This is a genomic window from Microbulbifer variabilis (assembly GCF_020524905.1).
Taxonomy (GTDB): domain Bacteria; phylum Pseudomonadota; class Gammaproteobacteria; order Pseudomonadales; family Cellvibrionaceae; genus Microbulbifer; species Microbulbifer variabilis_A.
This window is the reverse complement of record NZ_JAIVKI010000012.1, coordinates 68,651-92,866: the sequence shown is the minus strand read 5'-3', so window position 1 is coordinate 92,866 and position 24,216 is coordinate 68,651. Positions and strand designations below refer to the sequence as shown.

Below are 24,216 nucleotides of genomic sequence, written 5' to 3'. Positions count from 1 at the left end.
CAAATAGCCTCTAATAATCTATAGCTACTGCTGATAACCCTCACCGTCGCACAAATCCTCCTTGTTTCCTATACTAATCTAGTATTTATTTGCCGTTCCTGATTTGGACTGCTGTGGAACCTAAACATGGTCGAAACTTGCTACTAGGGCAAAAAAAGGACAGCTGGTAATGTTGACTGCCTGGTCGAAAGGTGTAATCCATGTAGTCAATTGCATTGGTGTTTTTGGCCTCCCTGATATTGAGGCCCTTCAGTTAGGCCGCATTTATCAACAACAGTTGCATCTAGTAGGTTTTGTACAGCCTATCAATCTTTATTGTGGGTGCTCTAACTGCGTAAACCTAGCAGCGCCAATGGTTGTGTGATATGGAATTAAAATTGATCTTTCCTGAGATTCTCAGCAGAGAAAACGGACCTAAATATGGTAATTTCTATTGAATCAGGATGCTAAAAAATAATGATGTCCACTCTCTATTATTTATCTTATATGCCATTAAAGGACTGGCAAGCTTGAGGTTGGTTTCATTATTTGACCAAGTCAAATTTTTTTGGAGAAGTGTGCCGATAGAAAGGCTAATGAGATGAGAATATCTTTAGAGCAACGGATCCAAATTCTCAGGGGATGGGAATACCTGGACGAAAGGCTGGGAGTAATTATGTGAACGAAGTAGTCACTATTGTGGGACAGGCACTTTTCCTGGCGGTAATCGCTGTGGTGGGGCTGGGTTTTTCCAGGATTCTAAAAATTGACAACGCTTTGGGGTGTTTGTTGGCAGGTATTCTGGCGGCCTTCTTATTGCCGGTGATTGATTATGATATTGGACTAAGGGCAACCAGTTTAAGGGAGTTGGTTTTCTTTGTAATTCTTCCAGTTTTAATTTTTGAATCTGCTTGGCAGCTGGACCCAAGGATCTTAAAGCGTTGGATCGGTCCAATTCTATTATTTTCAACCCTGGGTTTGGTTATTTGTGCTTTCTTGATTGCTGCAATTACTTACTATGGCATTGGTCACTCAGAGGGTTTTCCCTGGATAGCTGCTCTTTTGACTGGCTCTATTCTGGCAGCGACTGACCCAATATCGGTAGTGAGCAAACTTCGTCAGGAAAAAACGGGGGAAGATTTGCTCGCCCTTGTTGAGGGCGAGAGCTTATTTAATGATGCGGCGGCGGTGGTGCTTTACTCTTTAGTGCTTGGTCTGGCTACCTATTCCATTGTACAAGCCTCTGGTGCTGGGATTGAAGCTCCGTCATTAAGTGTTGGTTCTGTTGTCTTGTATTTTTGCATGATTTTCTTTGGCGGAATTACGGTAGGTTTAATTTTAGGCTTGCTAACTACCTTGCTTATTTTGTTTTTACGAACACCTAGTGCGGCACTAATGACTTTGGTGGTTGTTGCTTTTGGTAGTTTCTACCTGGCTGAGAACATTATGCATGTATCCGGCATTATTTGCGTTATGACCTGTGCCATAGTGGCGCGAGCCTGCTTGCGAAAACAAAGAAAAACTTATTTGATTGATGCCGAGCCAACCTGGGAGTGGCTTGGGTTACTGTTTACCTCAATTATCTTTGTGGTCATGGGTTTGGTCATTACCTTGGATATGTTCACTCATCAGTGGCTGGCGATATTAATCGCCACAGCTGCAGCACTTGGTGCACGAGCCTTTTCCGTTGTATTGGTGGCCCCTTTAACCCGCTTTGTTGGCCCTCCAATTTCTAAACCCTGGAGGCTTCTAATGAGCTGGGGAGGTTTGCGTGGAGTGATTGCAGTGGCTTTGGTACTTTCTCTTCCTGTTGAGTTACCTTACTGGTGGACGATTCAATCTATGGTGTTCGGCGTAGTACTGTTCTCCTTGCTAGTGCAGGGGACTACCAGTGGGCGCTTGATAAGAAAACTGGAAATATAACGTTTCAGTATCTGTATTTTTAGCAACAGCCACAATCGAAGTTACCATTAGATTGTGGCGACAGGAAAAGAAAGTTGTTTGTTAGAGCGTTTTATTCATGGTAATGAGATCTTCGTAAGTGCCTATTCTTGTACTGTGGGATGGGATGATTCTTGTGATATTAAGGTTTTTTTCTTGGATAATTTTAGCAAGAAATACACTATTCTCATTCTGGGGGGGTAGAGGGCCATTGCTGAAGGGCTCGAAGTGATCTGCAGCGAATAAAATTCCTAATTTTGGTAAGTGAACTAACAAATAGTCTTCCGCGTGAGGGGTGGGCCCTACATTAATGATATCGACCTGCATGCTTTCATCTGAGTAGGTTTCTTCCGAATTAATGGTATAGAAGTGCGCTTTAGTTTTATCAGATAGGGACTCGGTAATTGCTGCCTGGTGAGCCTCGGCAACTATCAATGAAATACCAGCATCTAGGATCTCTTGAACTCCCCCAATATGGTCCTCGTGATGATGGGATATAACGGCATATTTAATAGGTTTTTCTCCGATTGTTTGCTTAATGTGCTCTATTCTTTGTTTGGCACCAGACAAAGCGCCCACCATTAGCACATAATCTTTAAGCTCAATAAATAAACTGCTTTGGCCATATAACCCGCCACCCATATTTTGCGTTACCCAATAGACACCCTTATCAATCTTAGTGGTTGTCGGTGAAGTTATCTCATTACCCGGGATCTTAGTGAAGTTGGTGGGCGCCAAGAAAAGATCTCTAATAGATTTGTTGATGGTGTATGACTCAACTTTCATTTGTCGAGACAAATTTCCATTGATTGAAAAAGATGATACATAAGGAAGTAAGATACCATTCTGTGTTCTATATTTTTCAAAAAAATATTCAATTCTTGAGTTGCCTATAGATCGTTCACTTTTCGTAATCTGTTTGGTATCTCGATCAATATACAGTGTGATTGGGGGTTCACTGTCTGGTTCGATTTTGATTAAGTGGTGAGTTCTATCTTTATACTGCTGTTCGCCTAAATATTCACTGCTATTTTTATATTTAAGGGCTTGCTTTAATAGGAGTGTGCCGTTTGTTCTTATTATTTGACCAGCTGTGCTCTCGAAATTTGAAGTGCTAATTGGTGCGATGGTTTTCCTGTAAAGGTCTAATCTATGAGCACTAAGTCCCTCAATTTCGGTCCTGAACGAGGCCTTACTGCCGCCACCTTGTCCCGTATATTCCGTTATGACCATCATCTGAGAAAAGTCAATGGCCTCCTTTTGGTCTGCGATGATCGTGTCCCAAGGAGGGGTAGTTGCCCTGCTTTGCCCTCGGCCTACTATTGTGGTTTCGTAGTCGATATATATCTTTTCGAGGGAGTTGAGAGTGTCTTTTCCTCCATAAGCGACAGCGGATTGTTCGATTAATAGTTCTGCTAAGTTGGTAGTTTTGGCGTTGTTTTGAGTTGCGTTAGCGGCTAAGGGCGATGCAATAGACAATATTGTCGAAAGAAAGATTAGTTGTTTTTTCATTGTTATGCTCAGTACTTGTTGACCTTATAAGGTTCACTTTTCCTTCGCTATGATTCAAATGGATTGCGCTAAGATGAATCCGTTTGGCGCCAAAGAGAATGAGATTTTTAATACCAGATGGTGCTATTGGTGGTTTCTTAGGCTTGAAGTGCAGCCTTATAGGAGCCTTTGTCGGTTGGCGATCTATTTACTACTTTTCTACCTATAAAAAATAACTGCCAGCATCTCTCAGTGGCCAGGCAAGTAATTAATAACTGGCCTGTGAGATGCCATGTGCTTTACGAATCTATTAATACTCTATAGGTCTTGTGAATTGCTTTTTTAAGCGGGTTCCTTAAGTGAGTTTTTGAATGAAATAAATTGGTCCGCTGTGAGTCTCGGGGCTTCGATCATAGGTAGGTGCCCGATATCATCCATCAGTTCCAATCGGGATCCTTTCATCTCTGTTGACAATGTGGACCCTGCACTGGGATGTAATACCCTGTCTTCCTTGCCCCAGGTAATCAGGGTGGGAAGAGGGAATCCTTTTAATGTTGTTTCTAGCGGTGAGGAGAATCTGATTTTACCATCTTTGATTTTATGTATATCATTAAATATTTTGAGATGCAATGAGAAATTACTCTTGGCTGTTTTCGAGAGTTCTGAAACTGCAAAGCCGGGTATAAAAGGTCTCTTGTGAAAGACTTGATCTATGAGTGCCTCATATTCTTTTCGATTCCTTGCCAATATTGTTGGCCGCTCATTGTGCAGAACTTTTTCAAACATGTTACTGTTGAGTGAATTCTCGATACCGAGTGGATTCAGAAGCCATAAACTTTTTATTTTTTCCAAATAGGTATTGGCAAAGTTTCCGGCAATGTAGCCACCCATTGAATTGCCGGCAAGATGGAAGTGTTCTAAGTCGAGTGCTTTGATGAAACTATTCAGGCGCTCAACTTGGGGCAATACATCGTAGTTTAGGTCAGGGTTTTTAAGGCTCTCTCCAAATCCTGGTAAATCAAGTGCAATAATTTGAAAGTGACGGGTTAAATATCTGGCAATACGCACCCAATTGTCTTTGTCGGCGCCAAGTCCATGTAAAAGGATGAGTGGCTCACCCGATCCGCCCTGAAGATAACAGATCTCCCCTTCTTTAATATTGATTTTTTTTGGTTTGAGGCCAGCTATTTTTCTTTCAGTAAAAACCCCAAGGTTAAATAGAATTGAGGATGGAGAGGTAAAGTTTATCATGCTGTATGTAGTTCTTTTGGTCTTGATTGGTGAAAGTGCTCTACTACTGAGTCGGAAACAAAGAATATACTGTTTAGGGAATATGTCTGAATAGATTTCTGCGCCCACTATAGGAATATTAATGTTTGATCTGGCTCCGATCACTGTATATTTTCCCCCATCGAATTGTTGGTAAGCCTTTAGGTGAGCGCTGAGTATCAAACATCACATTGTTCTAAGTTTTATTCGTTTGTGTCATTGATTGTTGAATCTTTTTGGGCCGGTTGTTGGGCGTGGTAACTTATAATCGAATTGAATCTGGTTTTATATAATGATATCTCAAAAGGTTCCTTTATTAATTAATTTGGGCGTTGCAATTGATTTACGCAGGTGGTTTGTGGTTCATGTTTCATCTTTAAAGCCGTGTAATTATTGTTGTTGATGAATAAAGAAGATTGGGTTGTCCAATGCAAGCCATATTGCCACAGAGAGTAAGCTCAAAGGAAAAAATACACTTTGTAACCTTTGACTTGTTGCGTTTGAGGCAAACTTAGTGAGGGCGTTGCCAAAAGCGATCCAGCAAAGGTGTGTTGACAAGTTGAGGATTGTCATCATGCCGATAAGGGTGATGATTGTTGTGTTTGATTCATGCTCAAGTTTTGGGGCAAAGATGGAAAACATAGTAAATACAATGATCCAGCCCTTGACGTTGAGAATTTGAATCACCATTCCATTCCAAATGGAAATTTTAGGAGGCTCGCTCCGGCTTTGTAGAGGCTTGGGTTTTGCGAAATGATAAGCCAAATAAATCAAATAAATAACTCCACCAACCTGTAGAGTCCTAAGAGCTATTGGGTAGTGTATCAGCCAAGCCATCAGGCCAAAGCCAACGAGAAATCCCTCAATAATGAATACCAAATCGATACCGGCTAATAGCGGAAGGGATCGACGAATGCCCAGATTGGCTCCGGCCGCTGCGAATGTAATATTGGCTGGGCCGGGGCTGAAGATAAGGGGAAACATCACTGCCAACCAAGTAAGTACAAACTCCATACCCATAGAGAACTCCTATACCTATACGTGGGATCTGTCAGATATCCCCTTGGCAGGGGAGATTGACCGTTGCCTAAGAGTTTATGGGGTAGGGAAGCGATTTTTCTTGTATAAAATTGCGCTACCTGGTTCTGAGGTAGCGCCCTGGGGTGATTCCAAAAGTTTTTTTAAAGTTTCTGTTCAAATGACTCTGGTCAAAAAATCCACAATCGACGGCTACGGTGGCCGCTTTGAATCCTTGCTGAAGCAGTAGGCGTGCCTGATGGGTTTTGATGAGGATTAGAAACTGATGAGGGGGTATCCCATATTGATCGTTAAAACAGCGGATTAAATGATATTGACTCATCTCTGTATGTTGGCACAGTTCCTCCAGTGTTACATTTCGCTGCCAATTGCCACATATATAGCTGTGTATTTTCTGTGCAATTGTTTTGTCACTTTTGACTCGTGGGTTGATTTTTTGGTCGCCGTGACGAGTGAAGAGAGAGTTAATGGCCAGCGTTATCAGGCTCTCCGTTGCGAGAGATAAATGGTTTCCCTCCAGGCTGCAGTACAACTGCGTAAACAGTTGGAAGAGTTCTGGATCATGAATAATAGGCCCTTTCAGAAAGGGCGTGGGGATGGAGCCATATTTGCGGTGCTCCCTCAATACCTGTTCAATAAGCGTCATATCAAAATAAAACATACGGTAATGCCAACCTTGATCACTGCCGCTATAACCCGTGTGAATTTCACCAGGATTGATGGTAACAATTCCACCCTGGGGGATGACCGCTGTTTGCCCTCGATAATCTAATTTCTCAGCACCTCTCTGAATAATGCCAATGGCCAACTCATCGTGCCAGTGCTTGCTGAAGGTAAACTGGCGAAAATGTGCGTGAAAAAGTTCTATATTCTTATAGGCTGGGTTACGCCAAAATTTCGAAAATTCCTTTTGCATCTATATGCGATGTCCGATGGCACTGATGTTTAAATTGTGGAATTTAAAAGATACAAAAAGGAGCTGGAGTGTACAAAAACTTTCTTGTAGGGAAGGGAATAAATTTTGGGTGCTGGTCGCGGGATTGCCCGCGACCAGGGGCATTGATTACTGCCAGTTGAGGATCACTTTACCGGACTCTCCAGAGCCCATGGTGTCGAAGCCTTTTTGGAAGTCATCGATAGGGAACTGATGGGTAATAATCGGGGTCAGGTCCAGGCCGGATTGAATCAGGCTGGCCATCTTGTACCAGGTTTCGAACATCTCACGGCCGTAGATACCTTTAATGATCAGGCCTTTGAATATAACTTGGCTCCAGTCAATAGCCATTTCGCCGGCGGGAATGCCGAGCATGGCGATCTTGCCACCGTGGTTCATCGCCGCGAGCATATCGCGGAAGGCAACGGGAACACCGGACATCTCCAGGCCTACGTCGAAGCCTTCGCTCATGCCCAGCTCCGCCATCACATCTTTAAGATTTTCCTTGGACACATTGACGGCGCGGGTAGTACCCATCTTGCGGGCTAGATCCAGGCGGTATTCGTTGATATCGGTGATAACCACGTGGCGTGCACCCACATGCTTGGCGACTGCTGCGGCCATAATGCCGATGGGGCCGGCGCCGGTGATCAACACATCCTCGCCTACCAGATCGAATGAGAGTGCAGTGTGTACGGCGTTGCCGAAAGGATCAAAAATGGAAGCCAGCTCATCGGAGATGTTATCTGGAATTTTAAAAGCGTTTAGTGCCGGAATAACCAGGTATTCGGCAAAAGCGCCCTGGCGGTCCACACCAACACCGTAAGTGTTGCGGCAAAGGTGGCGGCGGCCGGCGCGGCAGTTGCGGCAGTGGCCACAGGTGATATGGCCTTCGCCGGAAACGCGGTCACCCACTGTAAAACCGGCGACTTCCTGGCCCATACCAACCACTTCACCCACGTATTCGTGCCCAACTACCATGGGAACCGGGATGGTTTTTTGCGACCACTCATCCCAGTTATAAATATGCATGTCGGTACCGCAGATGGCGGTTTTATGGATTTTAATCAGCAGATCGTTGTGGCCCGGTTCGGGGATTTCCACATCAGTGAGCCAGATGCCCACTTCAGATTTCAGTTTGGAAAGTGCTTTCATTGTCATTAAAACTACAAAAAAGAAAGGTGCGGGGCTACTTGGCAAGAAGGATGTCCTTTGCTCAAGCTGCGCCGCGATTATTTGGGAATTAAATAATTTCTAGCTCGCGACCCACTTCAATAAAGGCATCAATACACTGGTCGAGTTGTTCGCGGGTATGTGCCGCAGACATCTGGGTACGGATACGTGCTTGGCCTTTGGGCACTACCGGGTAGAAGAAGCCCACAACGTAGATACCGCGCTCCAGCATCTTGTCTGCCATTTTCTGAGCGAGGGCGGCTTCGCCGATCATTACCGGAATAATTGGGTGGTCGGCTCCGGCCAAGGTGAAGCCGGCTTCGGTCATACGCTTGCGGAAGTAGGCAGAGTTATCACGCAGCTTTTGCCGTAACTCGGCACCATCCATCAACATATCCAGCACTTTTAATGAGGCGGTGACGATGGCGGGAGCCACGGAGTTGGAAAACAGGTAGGGACGAGAGCGTTGGCGCAGCAGATCGATAATTTCCTTGCGCCCGGAAGTGAAGCCACCAGAGGCGCCGCCCAGTGCTTTGCCCAAAGTGCCAGTAATAATATCGATGCGATCGATAACACCACAGTATTCGTGAGTGCCGCGGCCATTCTGGCCGAGGAAGCCCACTGCATGGGAGTCGTCCACCATCACCAGAGCGTTGTAGCGATCTGCCAGGTCGCACAGAGCTTTCAGGTTGGCGATCACACCATCCATAGAAAAGACGCCATCGGTGGCGATCAGTTTGGTATTAGCGCCTGCGGCATCGGCTGCCTGCAGCTGCTTCTCCAGGTCCGCCATATCGTTGTTGGCGTAGCGGAAGCGCTTGGCTTTACACAGGCGCACGCCGTCGATAATGGAGGCGTGATTGAGGGCATCGGAGATGATCGCATCTTCAGGGCCCAGCAGAGTTTCGAACAGGCCGCCGTTGGCGTCGAAACAGGAGGTGTAGAGGATGGTGTCTTCAGTGCGCAGGAATTCCGACAGACGCGATTCGAGTGCCTTGTGAATGTCCTGGGTACCACAGATAAAGCGTACCGAGGCCATGCCGAAGCCGTATTGGTCCAGTCCTTCTTTGGCCGCTTTGATCAGGTCCGGGTGGTTGGCCAGGCCCAGGTAGTTGTTGGCGCAGAAGTTCAGTACCTGGGTGTCGTTGTTCACCTGTATCTCGGCGGCCTGCTGAGAGGTAATGATCCGCTCGCGCTTGTAGAGGCCGTCGGCATCGATTTGTTTTAGCTCGTTGCGCAGGTGCTCAAAGAATTGTTCTGGCTTGGACATGATGTTGTTTTTAGCTCCTGTCGAGTGCTCGTGGCACTGGGTATCTGGCGCGAACTAAAGTGGCGCCACTGTATTCTTGTTTATCCCGCCAGCTCGCAGGCCTTATGGGCCGTGATCGGCTGCTCACTGGCACGGCAGCTGGTGGCGAATTTTAAAGCTTCTTCCGCGGTGTCGAATAGTAGTTGCCACAACAATTGCCGATCGGCGCGTCTCACGGCTCTCACCGCGGTGCGGCTGCGTTGGTTGGCAATTTGAATTTCTATAACGTCTTTACTGGAAAACGGTGATTCGGACATGGTCCCTCCAAGGGTAAAACTTTGGAGGACTGACGTGGAAGCGGCGAAAGGATATTCGCTAATCCGGTTGGATTGCTCTTGTAGAGCCCCATCCTCTCCGCAGGCTTTGGTGTGCCAGCAGAGAGAGAACCACCTTGCCCCGGTCGGCAGGTTGGCGTTGGCGTCAGCCACTCTCGTGATGTGCGGGCAAAGATAGCGGGGAGGGGATTGGCAGTCAACCGCACCGCCCACGATTGCGGGCGGTGCAGACGTTTATGCCGGCAGTTGCACGGATTTCAGTTCGATAAACTCGCCGAGACCGGCCTCACCAAATTCGCGCCCGTTGCCAGAGCGCTTGTAACCGCCAAAGGGGGCATCGTAATTAAACTCGCCGCCGTTGACGAAACACAGGCCAGCTTCAATGCGGCGCACCAGGGGCATGGCGCTCTCCACATCTTTGGCCCAAACGCCGCTGGACAGGCCATATTCGGTGTCGTTGGCAATGGCAATTGCCTCATCCATATCTTTATAGGGAATCAGGCAGGTGACCGGGCCGAAGATCTCCTCGCGGGCGATGCTCATGTCGTTATGCACATCGGCAAATACCGTAGGCTTCACATAAAAGCCTTTATCCAGCCCGGTGGGCGCCTCGGCGCCGCCAGTGACCAGGCGTGCACCCTCGTCGATACCCTTCTGGATATAACTGCGCACTATCTCGCGCTGGCGAGCGGAAGAGAGTGGGCCCATAAAGGCATTTTCATCGGTGCCCATGGCGATGTCTTCGGCCACCTGGCGAGCGATTTCTACCGCTTCGTCATAGCGCTCAGCGGGTACCAGCATGCGGGTGAGGGCGGTACAGGTCTGGCCGCTGTTGATAAACACATCTTCACAGCCCCAACGTACAGCGGCTTCCAGGTCTGCATCGGGGGTGATAATCAGTGGAGACTTGCCACCCAACTCCTGGGTTACGCGCTTCACCGTAGGAGCCGCGGCCTTGGCCACTTCCACACCGGCTCTAGTGGAGCCGGTGAAGGAGATCATATCGATGCCCGGGTGGGCAGAGAGCGCCGCACCCACTTCAGAGCCGGCGCCAGGTACCAGGTTGAAGACACCGGCGGGGACTCCGGCCTCTTCAATAATTTCCGCCATCACAAAATCCTGCAGTGGCGTGATTTCGGCGGGTTTGGTGATCATGGTACAGCCTGCGGCCAGGGCCGGGGCCACTTTGCCCACAAACTGGTGCAGCGGGTAGTTCCAGGGGGTGATAAAACCACACACGCCCACGGGCTCGCGGAACAGTACGGAATGGCCGGCTTTCTCCGTTTTCTCCATATCCGAGGTGCGCTCGGCATAGTAACGCATGGCGTAAATGGGTCCATCCACATGCAGCCAGCGGGTGATATGTTCGGGGCAGCCGAGCGCCTGGGACACGGCCTGTACCAGATCCTCCTTGCGTTTTTCCATACCGTCAGCGATGGCATTGAGTAGTTCGCGGCGCATCTGCGCGGTGCTGTTGCGCCAGCTGTGGAAGGCCTGGCGCGCAGCTTCCACAGCGAGATCCACATCTTCGGCAGAGCCTTCGGCCACTTGGCAGATGAGCTCCTCCGTAGCCGGGTTAATCACCGGGTGAGTCCCTGTACCCAGAGGCTCACGCCATTCGCCGTTAATAAACAACTTGCCTGTGGGCAGTTTGCTGAGATCTGTCATGTCACGCTTCCATTTATTCTGCGCCTGAAGGCGCGCTGATTTCGATCAGGGTTGGGGTCTGTCGGTCCAGGGCGTCAGATACCGCTTGCGCCAATTGGCCGGGCTGGTTGATTCGACAGCCCTCGGCACCAAAGGCCTTGGCCAGGGCGACAAAATCCGGTGTGCGCAGGTTTACACCTTCCTGCGGCACTTCCGCTGCATCCATAAAGTCGCGGATTTCGCCGTAGCCGGCGTTGTTCCATACCAGGATTGGCAGGGGTAACTGTTGCTCTACGGCCACTGCCAGTTCACCCAGGGTAAACATCAGGCCACCATCACCAATCAGGGCGATCACATCGCGCTCGCTGGATAATTTGGCGCCAATCGCCGCAGGCAGGGCGAAGCCCAGGGTGCCATAACCGGTGGTACAGGTTACGTGGCTGCGGGGGTGGTACAGGGGCAGGGCGTGGTTAGTGTTATAGGCGAGCTGGGTAGAGTCCGTCACCAGGATACCGTTTTCCGGCAGGGCCTCGCGCAGGGCCTCAACCCAAGGGAAGCGTTGCTCGGAACCATCCCACCACTCTTTGCGGCAATCTTTCAGTAACAGGGCAACCTCTTTTTCTGATTGCTCGCTTGCAGCGGCATCGCGTTGGATCAGCGCCGCCGCTAATTGCTGCAGGCTCTCCTTGGCGTCTGCACAGATGGCCAGGTTTGGTTGGGCGTTGCATACCAGTTGTGCAGCATCTATATCGATACGAATCAGTTTGCCGGCGAAGGCGTAATCATCCCGCACCAGGTTGCGATCGGTCTCGGATAACTCGGTCCCTACGGCCAGCACTACATCCGCATTCTCCACGCGGTTGCGCACACAATCGAAACTCAGGTTGGCGCCGCCGCACAGTGGATGGCGTTCATCTACAACGCCCTTGGCGGCGAGTGACAGAAACACCGGTGCAGCGATTTTCTCGGCGATTTGGGTGGCCGCCTCGCCCGCGCTCTGGGCACCGCCACCGAGGAGGATGACCGGGCGCTCGGCGGATTGCAGCCAGTCGGCGGCGGTGGCGATAGCGGCAGTACTTGCCGCTGGCGCCATAGCGGCTGGTGCGGCTTTGTAATCTTCCAGCTGGCCGGGCATGGGGGCCGGGAACAGGTCGATGGGGATTTCGATATGCACTGGGCCCGGGCGGCTGGATTGCAATAGCTGGAATGCCCGCGCTATCACCTCAGGTAATTGCTCTGCCTGGGTGAGCGTGTGTTGCCAGATACAGAAGCCGCGGCTGGCATCGCTCTGTTGTGGCAGTTCGTGCAGGCGGCCACGGCCCATACCCAGGTCTTCGCGGCGATTGATCGCGGAGATCACCAGCATGGGAATTGAATCGGAATAGGCCTGTGCCATGGCGGTGGCGGCATTGGTGAGACCGGGGCCGGTGATCAGGAAGCAGACGCCGATATTGCCACTGGCACGGGCGTAGCCATCCGCCATAAAAGCGGCACCTTGTTCGTGGCGCGGAGTGATATGCATCAGGTCACTGCCGGGCAGACCGCGGTAAAGTTCGATGGTGTGGACACCGGGAATGCCGAAGACTTTTTCCACCTGGTAGTCGCGCAGCAGGCGCATGAGCACCTGGGCGCATGTGGGCGCAGAGGACATAGCCACCATTTTCCTTATTTGTGTAAAAATGCTGTGAGCCTAGCGGCACGCCAAAAAGCACGCAAGCGCCCGCAGAGTCTGCATCTGCGAGGGGAAAATCGCAGGAATATTGAGATTCCCCTCGTGTCGCGACAGGAAACTTGGCACCTGGGTCGCAAATTTCCCTGCGCAAGGGGAGTTGCGGTTGGGGAAAATTCGCTTTGCCCCAATTGGCTGGATATATTTTGAGCTTGAATAACTTAGGAAGTAGCACCATGGAAATCGATCAATGGCGTCGCGAATATCTGCTTGGCGGCCTGCGCCGCTCGGAGTTGAAAGCAACCCCGGTGGAGCAGTTTCGCGAGTGGCTTGAGGAGGCTCTGGAGGCCAAACTTTCTGACCCCAATGCCATGTGCCTGGCCACGGCCGATAGCAGTGGCCAACCCTCCCAGCGCATTGTACTGCTGAAAGGCTTTGACGAGCGCGGCTTTGTTTTTTACACCAACCTGCAGAGCAAAAAAGCGCAGGATATGGAGAAGAATCCGCAGGTATCCCTGCTATTCCCCTGGCACAGTTTAGAGCGCCAGATCATTGTTTACGGCAAAGTGGAGTCGGTAGCACGCGAGGATGCAGAGCTGTATTTCCAGTCCCGCCCACTGGACAGCCAGCTGGCCGCCTGGGCTTCCCGCCAGAGCCAGCCGCTGTCATCCCGTGAGGAGTTGCAAAAACAATTTGACCAGGAAAAGGCGCGCTTTGCGGATGGGCAGGTGCCGTTGCCAGATTTTTGGGGCGGTTACCGGGTAGTGCCACACGCGGTGGAATTTTGGCAGGGCGGTGCTAACCGTTTGCACGATCGCTTTATTTATCGCGCCGATGATAGCGGTCTGTGGACGCTGGATCGCCTGTCTCCCTAGTGGCTGTCGAAGTTTAGAAAAGCAGGATATGGAAAAGTGGAGCGGGGGTAATTAATTACCCCCGCTTTTTGATTTGTTCTTTAACATTTTACCTGAAACCATTAGTGATGATTAATGCGCATTTACAGGGATTAAAAATAAGTGCATTTAAACCCCCTATTTCCGCAATGAAAATGGCTGTGGCTAGATATTGAAACGCTGTATTTATAGGTGACGAGGATTCGGAGGGTCAGGTCTTTTTTTCGTTTTTGTGATTGAGGTAATCCAGGCTTTTCATGAGTGCCTCAACCCGACTTTCGACAAAACAATCATCATCCATCCAATCCCGGATATGCAGTTTCTCCAGCCTGTCCAGCGTCGGCTCGTTGGGACAGTAAAGATAAACTTTACAGCCGAATTTAATGGCATCACGCATAGTATTTTCCAGTGCCAGTGCCGCAGTCGTATCAATCATGGGCACTGTGCTCAAATCCATAATGATGACTTTAAATTTCCCCACTGCGGCCTGCTGGCGAGTAATTGCCTTAGATACCCCGAATAACATTGGGCCCGATAAATAGAAAAACAGGATCTGGCCTTTCGACTGCCTCAGCATCTCCCGTTCCTGCCGGTTGAGTGGATCGCCTTCTTTGACATCGGAAATCGCTTTTACACTCTTTTCCTGAATACGGCTGAGCCGCTCAATGGTGATGATATTGACGAGGAATACACCGATGGCTACCGCGTAAATCAGCCCTACAAACACCGTCATCAGCAGAACGCTGTACATAATGAAGGTTGGGAATATCGCCACCTGGTGATGGTGAATACGCCGGAGGTAACTCCAGTCGAGGATATTCAGGCCGACAAACACCGCGATACCGGCTAATACCGCCAGTGGGATAGGTTTTGTCAAAGGGGCAAGCCAGAGCACAACCAATAGCAGGATCACAGCGCGCACTATACCCGCCAGGGGTGAGCGCGCTCCCACCTGAATATTCACCACGGTACCCATGGTGGAGCCCGCGCCGGGCAGGCCGCCAAAAAGGCCGGAAACGGTGTTGGCGATTCCCTGGCCGATCAATTCCCGGCTAGGGTTGTGTTCCCTGCGTGTCAAGCTGTCGGCAATCACCGCGGTCAGCAGGGTATCGAGGCAGCCCAGAGTGCCGAGTACCAGGGCATCTATCAGCATGGTGGAGAGCATATCGAAAGTGATATCGGGCACAACCAGAGAGGGCAAGCCGCTGGGAATTTCACCGATACGCCGTATTTCATCGCTGTTGAAGAGCACCATGGAAAGCAGGGTGATAGCGACCAGTGCCACCAGCTGAGGTGGGATCAGCTGCTTGAGTTTTTTCGGCAAAAAAAACAATACGCCAAGGGTGAGTAGGCCGAGGAATAGTTCGCCATAGTGGGTATTTCTGACCAGCTCCGGCAGTTCCAGAACGGTTTCCATGGGGCCGCCAGCAGGGGTGGGTTGGCCGAGGAGGGGGCCTATTTGCAGGATCACCAAAATAATACCCACCCCGGACATAAAACCGGAAACCACGCTGTAGGGTATCATCACAATATATTTACCGAGTTTCAGCGCGCCCAAGCCAATTTGGAACAGGCCCGCCATAATGACCACGGTAAAGGCCATTGCCAGCCCCTGGTCGGGATACTCAGCCACCATAGTGGTGAGAACCGCGGCCATTACCACTGTCATGGCACCGGTTGGCTCAGAGATCAGGGTGCGGGTACCACCAAACAGAGTGGCAAATAGCCCGACCAGAATGGCTCCCCAAAGACCTGCACTGGCGCCTGCACCAGAGGCAACTCCAAAGGCCAATGCCATGGGCAGCGATACCACCGCTGTGGTGACCCCGCCGAAGAGATCCCCCTTAAGGTTTAAATCCTCAAACTTTCCCGCGAACAAGGCTGCGCCTCTTTTTTGCTTTTGAATGACTTTAAGGATATTGCAGATATGTGGAACCGCCAGAGAGAGGGCTGTTCTTCGACAAGTACATGAGTGGGAGTCCCCAGATTTCTCCTTTCGCACGCTTTCACTCACTGGCTATTGTTATGCCGGGCCGCTTAGAATAACGCGCCAATAATATTGCGGAAAATACCGTTAAAAAGTCCGCTAGCACGACAGTGCATGTTCAAGTTTAGGAAATAGGTAGGGGGATTTATGGCCATTATTGGTATCGACCTGGGCACCACCAATAGCGCCTGCGGGGTTTTGACGAACGATGGAGTAAAGCTGATTCCCAATCGCCTCGGAGAGGCGTTGACCCCATCGGTGGTCGGCTTGGATGACGATGGCAAGCTGGTGGTGGGGAAAACCGCAAAAGAGCGTTTGATCAATCACAGTGATACCACTGTTGCCGCTTTTAAGCGCCTGATGGGCACGGATCATAAAGTCAAGCTGGGTCGCCAGCAATTTACTGCAACCGAACTCTCTGCATTGGTACTGCGTTCTCTCAAAGAGGATGCCGAGGCATTCCTGAATAAAGAGATCACCGAAGCGGTAATCAGTGTACCCGCCTATTTTAATGACAACCAACGGCAAGCGACAAAGTTGGCCGGAGAGCTGGCAGGCCTCAAGGTAGAGCGCCTGATTAACGAGCCCACTGCAGCGGCAATTGCTTACGGACTTCACGATAAACGGGAGGGGAATTTCCTGGTGCTCGATTTGGGCGGTGGTACCTTCGATGTCTCCATCCTGGAATTCTTCGATGGCATTATGGAAGTGCATGCCAGTGCCGGGGATAACTACCTTGGCGGTGAAGATTTTGTCGAAGCGATGATCGACAGCGTCTTAGAAGAATTAAAGCTGAAAAAATCCTCCCTGAAACCGCGCGAACTGCAGAACCTGTATATGCAGATGGAAACGGCCAAGCGCCGTATCAGCCTGCAGGCAGAGCAGTTGCTTAAATTAAACCTCGGTGGACGCGAACTCGAATGGAAAGCGACCCCCGAATGGTTCGAGAAACTCAGTACCCCGCTGCTGCTGCGAGCCAAGCGTCCGATTGAGCGCGCGATGCGCGATGCGGATCTGCCCCCGAGCAAAATCGATGAAGTGGTATTGGTGGGCGGCTCCACCCGTCTGGCCCTGTTCCGCTCCATGGTGGGGCGCATGTTTGGCCGCTTGCCTTCCTGCCACCTGGACCCGGATACCGTTGTCGCCATGGGAGCAGCTATCCAAGCCGGGCTCAAGGAAAAAAATTCTGCGCTGGATGATATCGTTCTCACCGATGTGTGTCCCTACACCCTGGGTACCGGCATCGTGAACGAAGACAGCCCGCAGTTGGGCAATTACTTCCTGCCGATTATTGAGCGCAACACCGTGGTGCCGGTGAGTATTGTGCGCAGTGTCTGTACCGCCCGCGACGACCAGAGTGAAGTCTGTATCGATATTTATCAGGGAGAAAATCGCCTGGTAAAGAAAAATGTCTACCTGGGTGAACTTACTGTGCCTGTGCCCAAGAAACCCCGGGGTGAGGAAGTGGTGGAAATTCGTTACAGCTACGATATGAACGGTTTGTTGGAAGTGGATGTCACCGTCGTTTCCACCGGGAAAACATTTAATAAACTGGTGGAATTTACTCCGGGCGCCCTGAATGAGCAGGACAAAGCCCAAGCGCTGGATAAACTGGCCAAACTCAAATTTCACCCCCGTGAGGACGAGGAAAACCGGGCACTGCTCGCCCGTGGTGAACGTTTGTACGAAGCGAGCCTTGGCGAGCAGCGCGATTATATTTCCAAATTGCTCGCCAGTTTTGATCGGGTTTTGGATAAACAAAACCTGGTGGAGATTGGCAAGGCGCGTGCCGAACTCACTGAAATCTTCGATAAGCTCGACGGTGAGGACTGGATTTAATGAGTCCTTGGGAGATACTCGAACTAGAGCCCTGTGATGATGCGCGAACCATCAAGCGCGCCTACGCAAGAAAACTGAAGCAAACTCGCCCGGATGAAAAGCCCGAAGAGTTTCAGCAGTTACACAGCGCCTATAAATGGGCACTGAAGGCTGCCGAGCGTCTTAAAGAAGAGAATGAGGAAAGTAAGGAGCCGAAAAGTGCTGAGGTGATTGCGGAAGTAGCCAATGCTGAGCAGGCTGTGCAATCACCTGTGGCTGCACAATTGCAAGGGCAACCAGAGCCGCAAGAGCAACAAGGTAGTGAGCCGAATCATAAAGATCACTCCCCAATCCCTCCAGAAGCTATTGAGCAAGTTCAATCAAAAGTTTCTCTTGACCAGAACCAAGTCCAGGACCAAGAGCAGGAAATTGGGGGTGAGAGACAGCAGGAGGCTTCTACAGAGAAACATACTGAAGAGCAGCATTCTGAAGATACGGATGCACAAGAAGATTCTGTGCAGGAAAATCCAATTGAAGGGGAGGGTACTGAGCAGGATCAAGAGCGAGAACTGCGAATTACCGAGTACCACCGGATACTGGAGCAAGTGGATAGGCTGCTGCAAAAACCCAGTGAACACAATGTAAAAGAAAATTGGCGTTTTCTCACCGACACACCTTATATGCTCGATGAGGAATATAATTGGAATTTGGGCCTCTCAATCTTTGAACGTTTTGCCAGAATAAATTTGCAGGCTAGTGAAGTTGCCTCTAAAGGTAAAAAACAAGCTCGAATTTCTAACAATATTATTCAGTACTGCAATAGCCTGTTCGACTGGAATGGTAATGCCTCCTATTTATACGGCGCCTTGGATGAGTCCCTTTGTGATTGCATTTTTAATTCGCTGCAAAGCGAAGAAGTTACTGTGGACCCCGCCCAAGGGCTCCGAGGTGGGCGCAAGCTGATCCGGCATAAAGTCATCCAACTGGAAGAAACCTACGATCAATACTATTTTGGCCACCTGCTGGCCCGAGGTGTGGCGGTCTTATTGGATTTATTACTGATCTATGTCGCGGTTGGCTTTATTACCTCCATTGTAATTATGAAGGTGTATGACATCTCTGAAACTGCGGCGACAACCATTACTCTGGGAATCTGTTGCCTGGCCTATTTATTAATGGCTTGGATCGCAGAGAGTTCCCGCTTTCAGGCCACCCCTGGTAAATACCTAATGGGCTACAAGGTCACCAATAAAAAATTTGAGCGAATAAGCTATGGCCGTGGTCTCTGGCGCATACTGAGCTTCACTCTCACCCTACCGCTGGGCAAGATCGGTTGGTTGATTAACTGCTTCTTAAGTGGAAACCTGATGCACGACCGCCTCAGTTCAAGCCATGTCATCAACATGCGTAAATCCCGCGAGGAGTATTTACGGAGATTGCGGGGGGAGGAGTGATGGCTGTCGTCTCAAAAGAAAATGCTGAGCACTACCCCTGGGGAGAGGGCTGCGATGGCTGGCACCTGGTAAGAACCGATTCTCTCAGTGTGATTCAGGAGAGAGTGCCTCCTGGCTGCTCAGAAGTTCGGCACCTGCACCGGCAATCTGAACAGTTTTTCTTTGTACTACAGGGCACGGCCACGATTGAATGTGATGGCGAAGAGTATACCCTCTCTCCCGGCCAGGGTTTGCATATAGCCGCTGGGATTCCTCATCAGTTGTTCAATAAGGCTGATGTAGACTTGATTTTTACCGTTACCTCAACACCGCCTAGCCATGGGGATCGGGTGGAGTTGTAGAGTTAATGTATCAGTGCAATAAAAATTGGATTTGCTGCCTGTCATTTTGAGGCAGTTTTGCTTTTTTTAGAGGTGATATGACATTTAAAGCAGATGTTCTTGCGGCTGCCAAGCTGAAGGCGGAAGAACTTGAAGATTGGAAGTTTGTATCTAAACGGTATCGATATCGCCCAACGAAATTTTGTGATCTGTTAATAGATCCTTCGTGGAATTTTTGTGGTTCTCCTGCTTGGGTAACAACTGTGCCCGATGCAGGTGTTTATATTAAAGAGGTGGAAGATATTTTATCTCATCTTTCAGGTCTTCCTCTGAGACGAACTGCTACCTTTTCAAGGAGAATTAGAATAGATGACCTGAAGAACCCTTTTAGTCTAACAGTTTATGCCGATGATTTTGAAAATCGGGAGAAAGCTGTGGCGCAAGTTATGCGTGACCTGGACAATATAATCGAGTTTGGGCAGGCGTACTTAAGAAAGCAATATTGTCTAGACAGCAAAGAATCGTTTTACCTAAGTGTCCCTGAAGAAACGCGTGGTATCTGGGCTACACACTATTGTATTGTGCGTGGATTGCTTGGAGATACGGATTATATAAAACGCGTGCTTCGCAGAGAAATTGATCCTGAGGGTTATCAAGAACTAGAGCTTATTGGCAAGGTTTTGGATTATTTTTCTTGAAAATTAGTTGTAAGGCTGGGGGAGTTCACTTTTTGTGGTGGGTTGTTATTTTTTTGATATCAATTTTTGGTGAGTTTTCTATTCTAGGTTTTTGTGTGCGGCTGTAGGTGACAGAGTTGAGGTTTAATATGAATGTTTTATTAATAGTTGGGGCTGTTGCTATATTAGTTGCTCTTTACCGCGCAGCAACCAGTAAGAATATACCGCAAAGCCCGGCGGCATGTGGTATAGCATTCTTTACCGTCACTGCCGGTTTGGCCTCTTGGTTGTATCTATTATCCGCTATTCCTTTCAGTTCTCTGTACTTACTGGTGAGTATTATCTCATTACCCCTGATATTGTTATTGGGTGGCGTTATGGCTGCGCGTACAAGTGAGGATACTGCCTCAATGAATGCCAAAATTGTATTGGCTGTTGCGGCGGTCCCCTATTTGCTGGTTACTTTTATTGCTTTTACTAGCTCTTCTGGGTTGGCCATTATTTACGCATTAATAATATATATTCCCTGTATTATTGGTGGGCGATATATTGGCAGTAAATATTTGCAAGTAAAATGATGTAGAGATGGGTGGCCTTGTCGCTTCTATTGTGATGACAGGCTGGTAAGCGTAGCGGCTTATGGGGCTGGAAATCCCTTATCTGGCCTATCTATTGATGACCTGAATCGCAGGGAGCTCCCGCTTTCAGGCGACCCCCGGTAAATGCCTGATGGGTTATTAGGTCACCAACAAAAAATTTTAGTGAACAGGTTGTGGTCATGGCTTCTAGCACCTACTAAGCCTCTCTCTTTCGTTGGGCAAAATTGGCTGGTTGAGCAGTGGGTTGCTTTTCTTGAGATTTATGGTCAATAGGTTCAAGTAAAATAGTTGGTGCGCAGCTCTAAGTGGGTGTTTAGGTTTGGCTGGGGATCACCGTCTCTGTCCCCTGAATGAAAGTTATAGATGAAATATAAATGTAGTAACAGTAAGAGGCTGGAATTTAAATTTGATGAATAGGTAAGGCAATCTCTAAACGGAGAATCTTTCAAAGGGGGTAAAAAATTGGATGTTCAAGAAAGCATTAACTATAGAGAATGTGAATAAAGGTTATTGTATATCAAATAATCAACTAACTTTTCAATCTGGTAGAGAAATTGTTCAGTACGATATGGTGGGTAAAAAAGAGAGTCATTCTTCTACATTAGTGTATTATTTTAAGAAGTTTGAAATGAAAGGTGATGTACTTGTTGGTGTTTCAACTTCAGAATGCGTTTTCTGTGACTCTCAGCTCATCAGTGTAGAGGCGATCGCCATTGAAGCTCCAGTTTGTGATTTTAGTTTATATAATGATAGATTGATTGTGGTGAGAACTGACTATGACTATTCTCTTTTCCTATCAAAGCAAGGTATAAAAGATATTTTCCTGGGTAGTATTATCTGGGAAGCTGGTTTTGGAGAAAATATTAGGGTTGAGTCAAATATAGCCTTTACAGTTTCGTTTAAAGGGGTTGCTAGACGAAACCTTGCGAATGGTGAGGTTCAGTGGTCAGTGGAGAAGGATAGTGGTAGATATCTTCCTGAGCTGGTTGGTGTTGCTGATGATACGGTTATATTTTGCTTTAAAGGATTGGACAAAATAGCTGCCTTTGATATCAAAACAGGAAAAGTTAAGTATGAGATAAAAACTTTTGCTAAAGGGTTGTGCATTGATGAAGAGAAGGGGCTTCTTCATCAAATGTTAGTCAATTATGCCGCTTATGATTTATTAACTGGAGAGCTAAAGGATAATTATCAAGACTTTTCATATTTTGAGTCAGTGGGGATAGAAACACAGAGGAGTAATTATGTTCTAGAAGGGGGGCATATTATAACGACAGATCGGAAAGAAGGGATAATCGGGGCATTTAATACCCTCACCCACAAATTTGATTGGGTGCATAAGATGGGCGGTGTTAGTTTTCCATCCCCAGCCCCTATTGTATATCAAGATCCTTATCTTTTACTTTATGATAACTTGGGGGCGTTGCATATCTTTGAGAGGTCGGTCGAGTAAGGTTTAAAAGGAGAAGGTATTATTGTTTAGTGTTTCTGCAAGGAGTTGTTCTGTATTTCTGGTGGTTGGTGGTTATATAAGTATATTTACCATGCGAAGTGGTGCTTTCTTATAGATTAGTTTGAAAGTGGGCGGAGATACCTAGTCATAAGGTAAACTGCTCATTGACCACTTGGAAATTGTGAGCGATTTTTAAGGTGTGCCAGAAATAGCCCTCACTTGAAGTTAAGTAATGTTAAGTGCTTTTGTTCGATCCCGTCTTCTTTTCTTCTTATCTCAAAGTTAGTGCTCTACTCACTTATCTGTAATAAAAGTAAAGGGTTCTTTATTGCTGCCTTCTAGGTTGTTAGTCATGTGGTGAGAGTTTAGAGCCCTATAATAATTGTGAATTGGTGAGAATATGTTTAATGTGAGGTGGTTAAAGTTTTTCCTTTTGAGTTTTGCATTGGTTGCCTTTTCGGGTGGTGTCTTTGCTGGGCAGGTTAAGTATAAGGGCTGGGTAGATAGTAATGGTGCAGAACTGTACTTAGAGGTCTTTGGTCATAGCTCAACTAAACCATTAATCCTATTTCTACATGGCGGCCCGGGTGATGTAGAGCTTGGGTTAGTTCCGTTTCAGGTAACTGTTGGGCGGGCGCTCGAAGAAAAGTATTTAGTGGCTTATCTACATCAGCGAGGCGCCGGCAAATCGCTTGGTGCGGCCGAAGATACATTAACGATAAAGAATAATATTCAGGATGTGCACAATGTTATCTCTTTTCTAAAGAAGCACTATAAGAAAGATAAGGTTACTTTAATTGGTCACTCTTGGGGTGGGGGTCTTGCAGCCCTCTATGCGAGTGAGCATCCTGAGACATTGGAGGGACTGGTGTTTATTTCTTCCTTCCAGGATGCGCAGAGGCAGGCAACAACCAGCTTAGAAGCAACCCTGCAATGGGTGGAGAAGGAAGGCAATCAGTTAGCTATACAAGAGTTACAAAAATATCAGGAATCACCCTCTGAACATTATCTGCTTCTATCAAAGTGGGCGAGCAGGGCGAATGGTGGCATCGCGAACGGGGTCGATATTCCTGGTTTTCTAGTAGCCGAAAAGATTGATGAGGTGTCCCCCGGGTGGCGGGAGCGGCGTGGAAGCCTGGCCGATAAAATGAATGTTGAACTTCAGGTTATGAACGTTAATGGAGGTATCGATAATTTACAGATTCCCGCTTTATTTGTTGTCGGTGAGAATGATTCTATTACCACGCCTCTACAGGTAAAGGCGGATTATAAAAGGTACAAAGGGAGCAAGTGCTTCTCGGTATTAAAAGATAGCCATCACCTGCCTTTTATGGATGCTACAGAAAGGCTGGAGAAGGCAATATTGGTCTTTTTAGAGAGCGGAGAGTGTATAAGTGCTATGTAGCAGGCTAGTAGCCGGGGCTCTGCAGTGCTTTTTTGCTAGAGGCCCCGCGGGTTTGATTAAAAAGAGTATTTTCTTGGTAGCACCTTGGCTTTAAAAACCTGCTCAATCCCCTTGTCATAACCTGGGTTTACTACGGTATCGTGGTTTTCGCCCTTAATGACCCGCTTGTGTAGAGTCAAGCTTTCATAGTTGCGGGACTTCAGCCGTTGGGTCAGGTCCCTGAAGTCCTGAACTCCGCAAACTTCTCCTTCATCAAAGCAGATTTCCTTTCCTATTTTAATCATAAACATGATCTTCGGTAGATCGGCCTGGTATTCGGCGCGAGGGGGTTCACTCTCCATCATTAGCCTATTAGATTTTGGGGCTCCTATGAGTTAGCGTTCGAAATTGTCGGTGTGATTCAATAGGGTGCTTTGAATACGTTTTACTCAAGGCCGTATCCGATGAATGTTCCATCACGCTTATCGTCCATAAAGCAGTGAATAAGAACAGGCTTAAGTTCATTTCCCAGAATCTCAATAAAATCAATGGGGCCCCTCAGATGGATTCCGCATATTTATTAAGGGACCGGATTGAGGTCGGTTAAGCGTAGGACAAAATTGCGATTATCTATAGAGTGGAAACTCTCAATAGAATGACTGATGGTAGTTAAAATAACCCAAGCATATCGAAATTACTCCAGGATCGGCTAGGGGCCACCATGGGGAAGGGCATGTAACATCTGATATTAGTTGATGTTGTGGAATTATAAATTTTCCATTTTTCAAGTAAGAATATTATAGTGTACGATTCGTTTGAACACCGAGGGAAAGGATGTGAAGGAGTAAACTAAATTCTTTGGTTGAGAGGGGGAAGGGTATTGATCATCTTTACTTTCTTGAGGAT

20 protein-coding genes and 1 riboswitch are annotated in these 24,216 nt (G+C 48.3%); of the genes, 9 read left to right on the top strand and 11 right to left on the bottom strand.

All coding sequences use genetic code 11. The features are described from left to right. Positions 1-657 precede the first annotated feature (657 nt). Positions 658-1,902 carry a cation:proton antiporter gene (locus tag LC073_RS14150; RefSeq protein WP_226647899.1) on the top strand — a complete coding sequence of 415 codons (1,245 nt, stop codon included), beginning with the start codon at positions 658-660 and terminating at the stop codon, positions 1,900-1,902. An 81-nt stretch (positions 1,903-1,983) separates the two neighbouring features. On the opposite strand, the gene LC073_RS14145 is transcribed toward LC073_RS14150, so the two are convergent. The 9 genes from LC073_RS14145 to LC073_RS14105 form a co-directional block, all read right to left on the bottom strand. Then, positions 1,984-3,432, bottom strand: a complete 1,449-nt coding sequence (locus tag LC073_RS14145) for an MBL fold metallo-hydrolase (protein ID WP_226647898.1) — start codon at positions 3,430-3,432, stop codon at positions 1,984-1,986. A gap of 321 nt (positions 3,433-3,753) precedes the next feature. After that, a complete protein-coding gene (locus tag LC073_RS14140; protein WP_226647897.1) occupies positions 3,754-4,662 on the bottom strand; it encodes an alpha/beta fold hydrolase in 909 nt (302 codons plus the stop codon). A gap of 408 nt (positions 4,663-5,070) precedes the next feature. Further along, positions 5,071-5,700 carry a LysE family translocator gene (locus LC073_RS14135; protein WP_226647896.1) on the bottom strand — a complete coding sequence of 210 codons (630 nt, stop codon included), beginning with the start codon at positions 5,698-5,700 and terminating at the stop codon, positions 5,071-5,073. Positions 5,701-5,815: 115 nt separating this feature from the next. Continuing rightward, positions 5,816-6,634 carry an AraC family transcriptional regulator gene (locus LC073_RS14130; protein ID WP_226647895.1) on the bottom strand — a complete coding sequence of 273 codons (819 nt, stop codon included), beginning with the start codon at positions 6,632-6,634 and terminating at the stop codon, positions 5,816-5,818. A gap of 147 nt (positions 6,635-6,781) precedes the next feature. Further along, a complete protein-coding gene (gene tdh, locus LC073_RS14125) occupies positions 6,782-7,807 on the bottom strand; it encodes an L-threonine 3-dehydrogenase (RefSeq protein ID WP_226647963.1) in 1,026 nt (341 codons plus the stop codon). A gap of 88 nt (positions 7,808-7,895) precedes the next feature. Then, the gene (locus LC073_RS14120; RefSeq protein ID WP_226647894.1) at positions 7,896-9,095 is read right to left on the bottom strand and encodes a glycine C-acetyltransferase; all 1,200 of its coding nucleotides are present in this window, start codon (positions 9,093-9,095) and stop codon (positions 7,896-7,898) included. 80 nt (positions 9,096-9,175) lie between these two features. Beyond that, entirely contained in the window at positions 9,176-9,391 is a 216-nt protein-coding gene (locus LC073_RS14115) for a hypothetical protein (RefSeq protein WP_226647893.1), read from the bottom strand. A 58-nt stretch (positions 9,392-9,449) separates the two neighbouring features. Further along, positions 9,450-9,578: riboswitch (SAM-I-IV-variant riboswitch) on the bottom strand. 65 nt (positions 9,579-9,643) lie between these two features. Next, positions 9,644-11,077, bottom strand: a complete 1,434-nt coding sequence (locus LC073_RS14110; RefSeq protein ID WP_226647892.1) for an aldehyde dehydrogenase family protein — start codon at positions 11,075-11,077, stop codon at positions 9,644-9,646. Between the two features lie 13 nt (positions 11,078-11,090). Next, positions 11,091-12,707 carry a 5-guanidino-2-oxopentanoate decarboxylase gene (locus tag LC073_RS14105; RefSeq protein ID WP_226647891.1) on the bottom strand — a complete coding sequence of 539 codons (1,617 nt, stop codon included), beginning with the start codon at positions 12,705-12,707 and terminating at the stop codon, positions 11,091-11,093. 254 nt (positions 12,708-12,961) lie between these two features. On the opposite strand from LC073_RS14105, the gene pdxH reads away from it, so the two are divergent. Further along, positions 12,962-13,600: a pyridoxamine 5'-phosphate oxidase gene (pdxH, locus tag LC073_RS14100; RefSeq protein WP_226647890.1), complete on the top strand. Its 639-nt coding sequence runs from the start codon at positions 12,962-12,964 to the stop codon at positions 13,598-13,600. Between the two features lie 229 nt (positions 13,601-13,829). On the opposite strand, the gene LC073_RS14095 is transcribed toward pdxH, so the two are convergent. Further along, positions 13,830-15,497 carry a SulP family inorganic anion transporter gene (locus tag LC073_RS14095; RefSeq protein WP_226647889.1) on the bottom strand — a complete coding sequence of 556 codons (1,668 nt, stop codon included), beginning with the start codon at positions 15,495-15,497 and terminating at the stop codon, positions 13,830-13,832. A 255-nt stretch (positions 15,498-15,752) separates the two neighbouring features. On the opposite strand from LC073_RS14095, the gene LC073_RS14090 reads away from it, so the two are divergent. The 7 genes from LC073_RS14090 to LC073_RS14060 all read left to right on the top strand — a co-directional run bounded on the left by LC073_RS14090 (position 15,753) and on the right by LC073_RS14060 (position 23,331). Continuing rightward, positions 15,753-17,444: a molecular chaperone HscC gene (locus LC073_RS14090; protein ID WP_226647888.1), complete on the top strand. Its 1,692-nt coding sequence runs from the start codon at positions 15,753-15,755 to the stop codon at positions 17,442-17,444. After that, positions 17,444-18,877 carry an RDD family protein gene (locus LC073_RS14085; RefSeq protein ID WP_226647887.1) on the top strand — a complete coding sequence of 478 codons (1,434 nt, stop codon included), beginning with the start codon at positions 17,444-17,446 and terminating at the stop codon, positions 18,875-18,877. Before LC073_RS14090 ends, LC073_RS14085 begins: the two co-directional genes overlap by 1 nt. Next, complete coding sequence (locus tag LC073_RS14080; protein WP_226647886.1) at positions 18,877-19,218, top strand: cupin domain-containing protein; 342 nt, start codon at positions 18,877-18,879, stop codon at positions 19,216-19,218. Before LC073_RS14085 ends, LC073_RS14080 begins: the two co-directional genes overlap by 1 nt. A gap of 77 nt (positions 19,219-19,295) precedes the next feature. Then, complete coding sequence (locus LC073_RS14075; RefSeq protein ID WP_226647885.1) at positions 19,296-19,895, top strand: hypothetical protein; 600 nt, start codon at positions 19,296-19,298, stop codon at positions 19,893-19,895. Between the two features lie 128 nt (positions 19,896-20,023). Further along, positions 20,024-20,452, top strand: a complete 429-nt coding sequence (locus LC073_RS14070; RefSeq protein ID WP_226647884.1) for a hypothetical protein — start codon at positions 20,024-20,026, stop codon at positions 20,450-20,452. Between the two features lie 487 nt (positions 20,453-20,939). Then, positions 20,940-21,926, top strand: coding sequence for a PQQ-like beta-propeller repeat protein (locus tag LC073_RS14065; RefSeq protein WP_226647883.1), 987 nt, complete (start codon positions 20,940-20,942; stop codon positions 21,924-21,926). A 400-nt stretch (positions 21,927-22,326) separates the two neighbouring features. Further along, a complete protein-coding gene (locus tag LC073_RS14060; protein WP_226647882.1) occupies positions 22,327-23,331 on the top strand; it encodes an alpha/beta fold hydrolase in 1,005 nt (334 codons plus the stop codon). A gap of 56 nt (positions 23,332-23,387) precedes the next feature. Here LC073_RS14060 and LC073_RS14055 read toward each other — a convergent pair whose 3' ends face one another. Continuing rightward, positions 23,388-23,615, bottom strand: coding sequence for a hypothetical protein (locus LC073_RS14055; RefSeq protein WP_226647881.1), 228 nt, complete (start codon positions 23,613-23,615; stop codon positions 23,388-23,390). Positions 23,616-24,216: the final 601 nt, after the last annotated feature.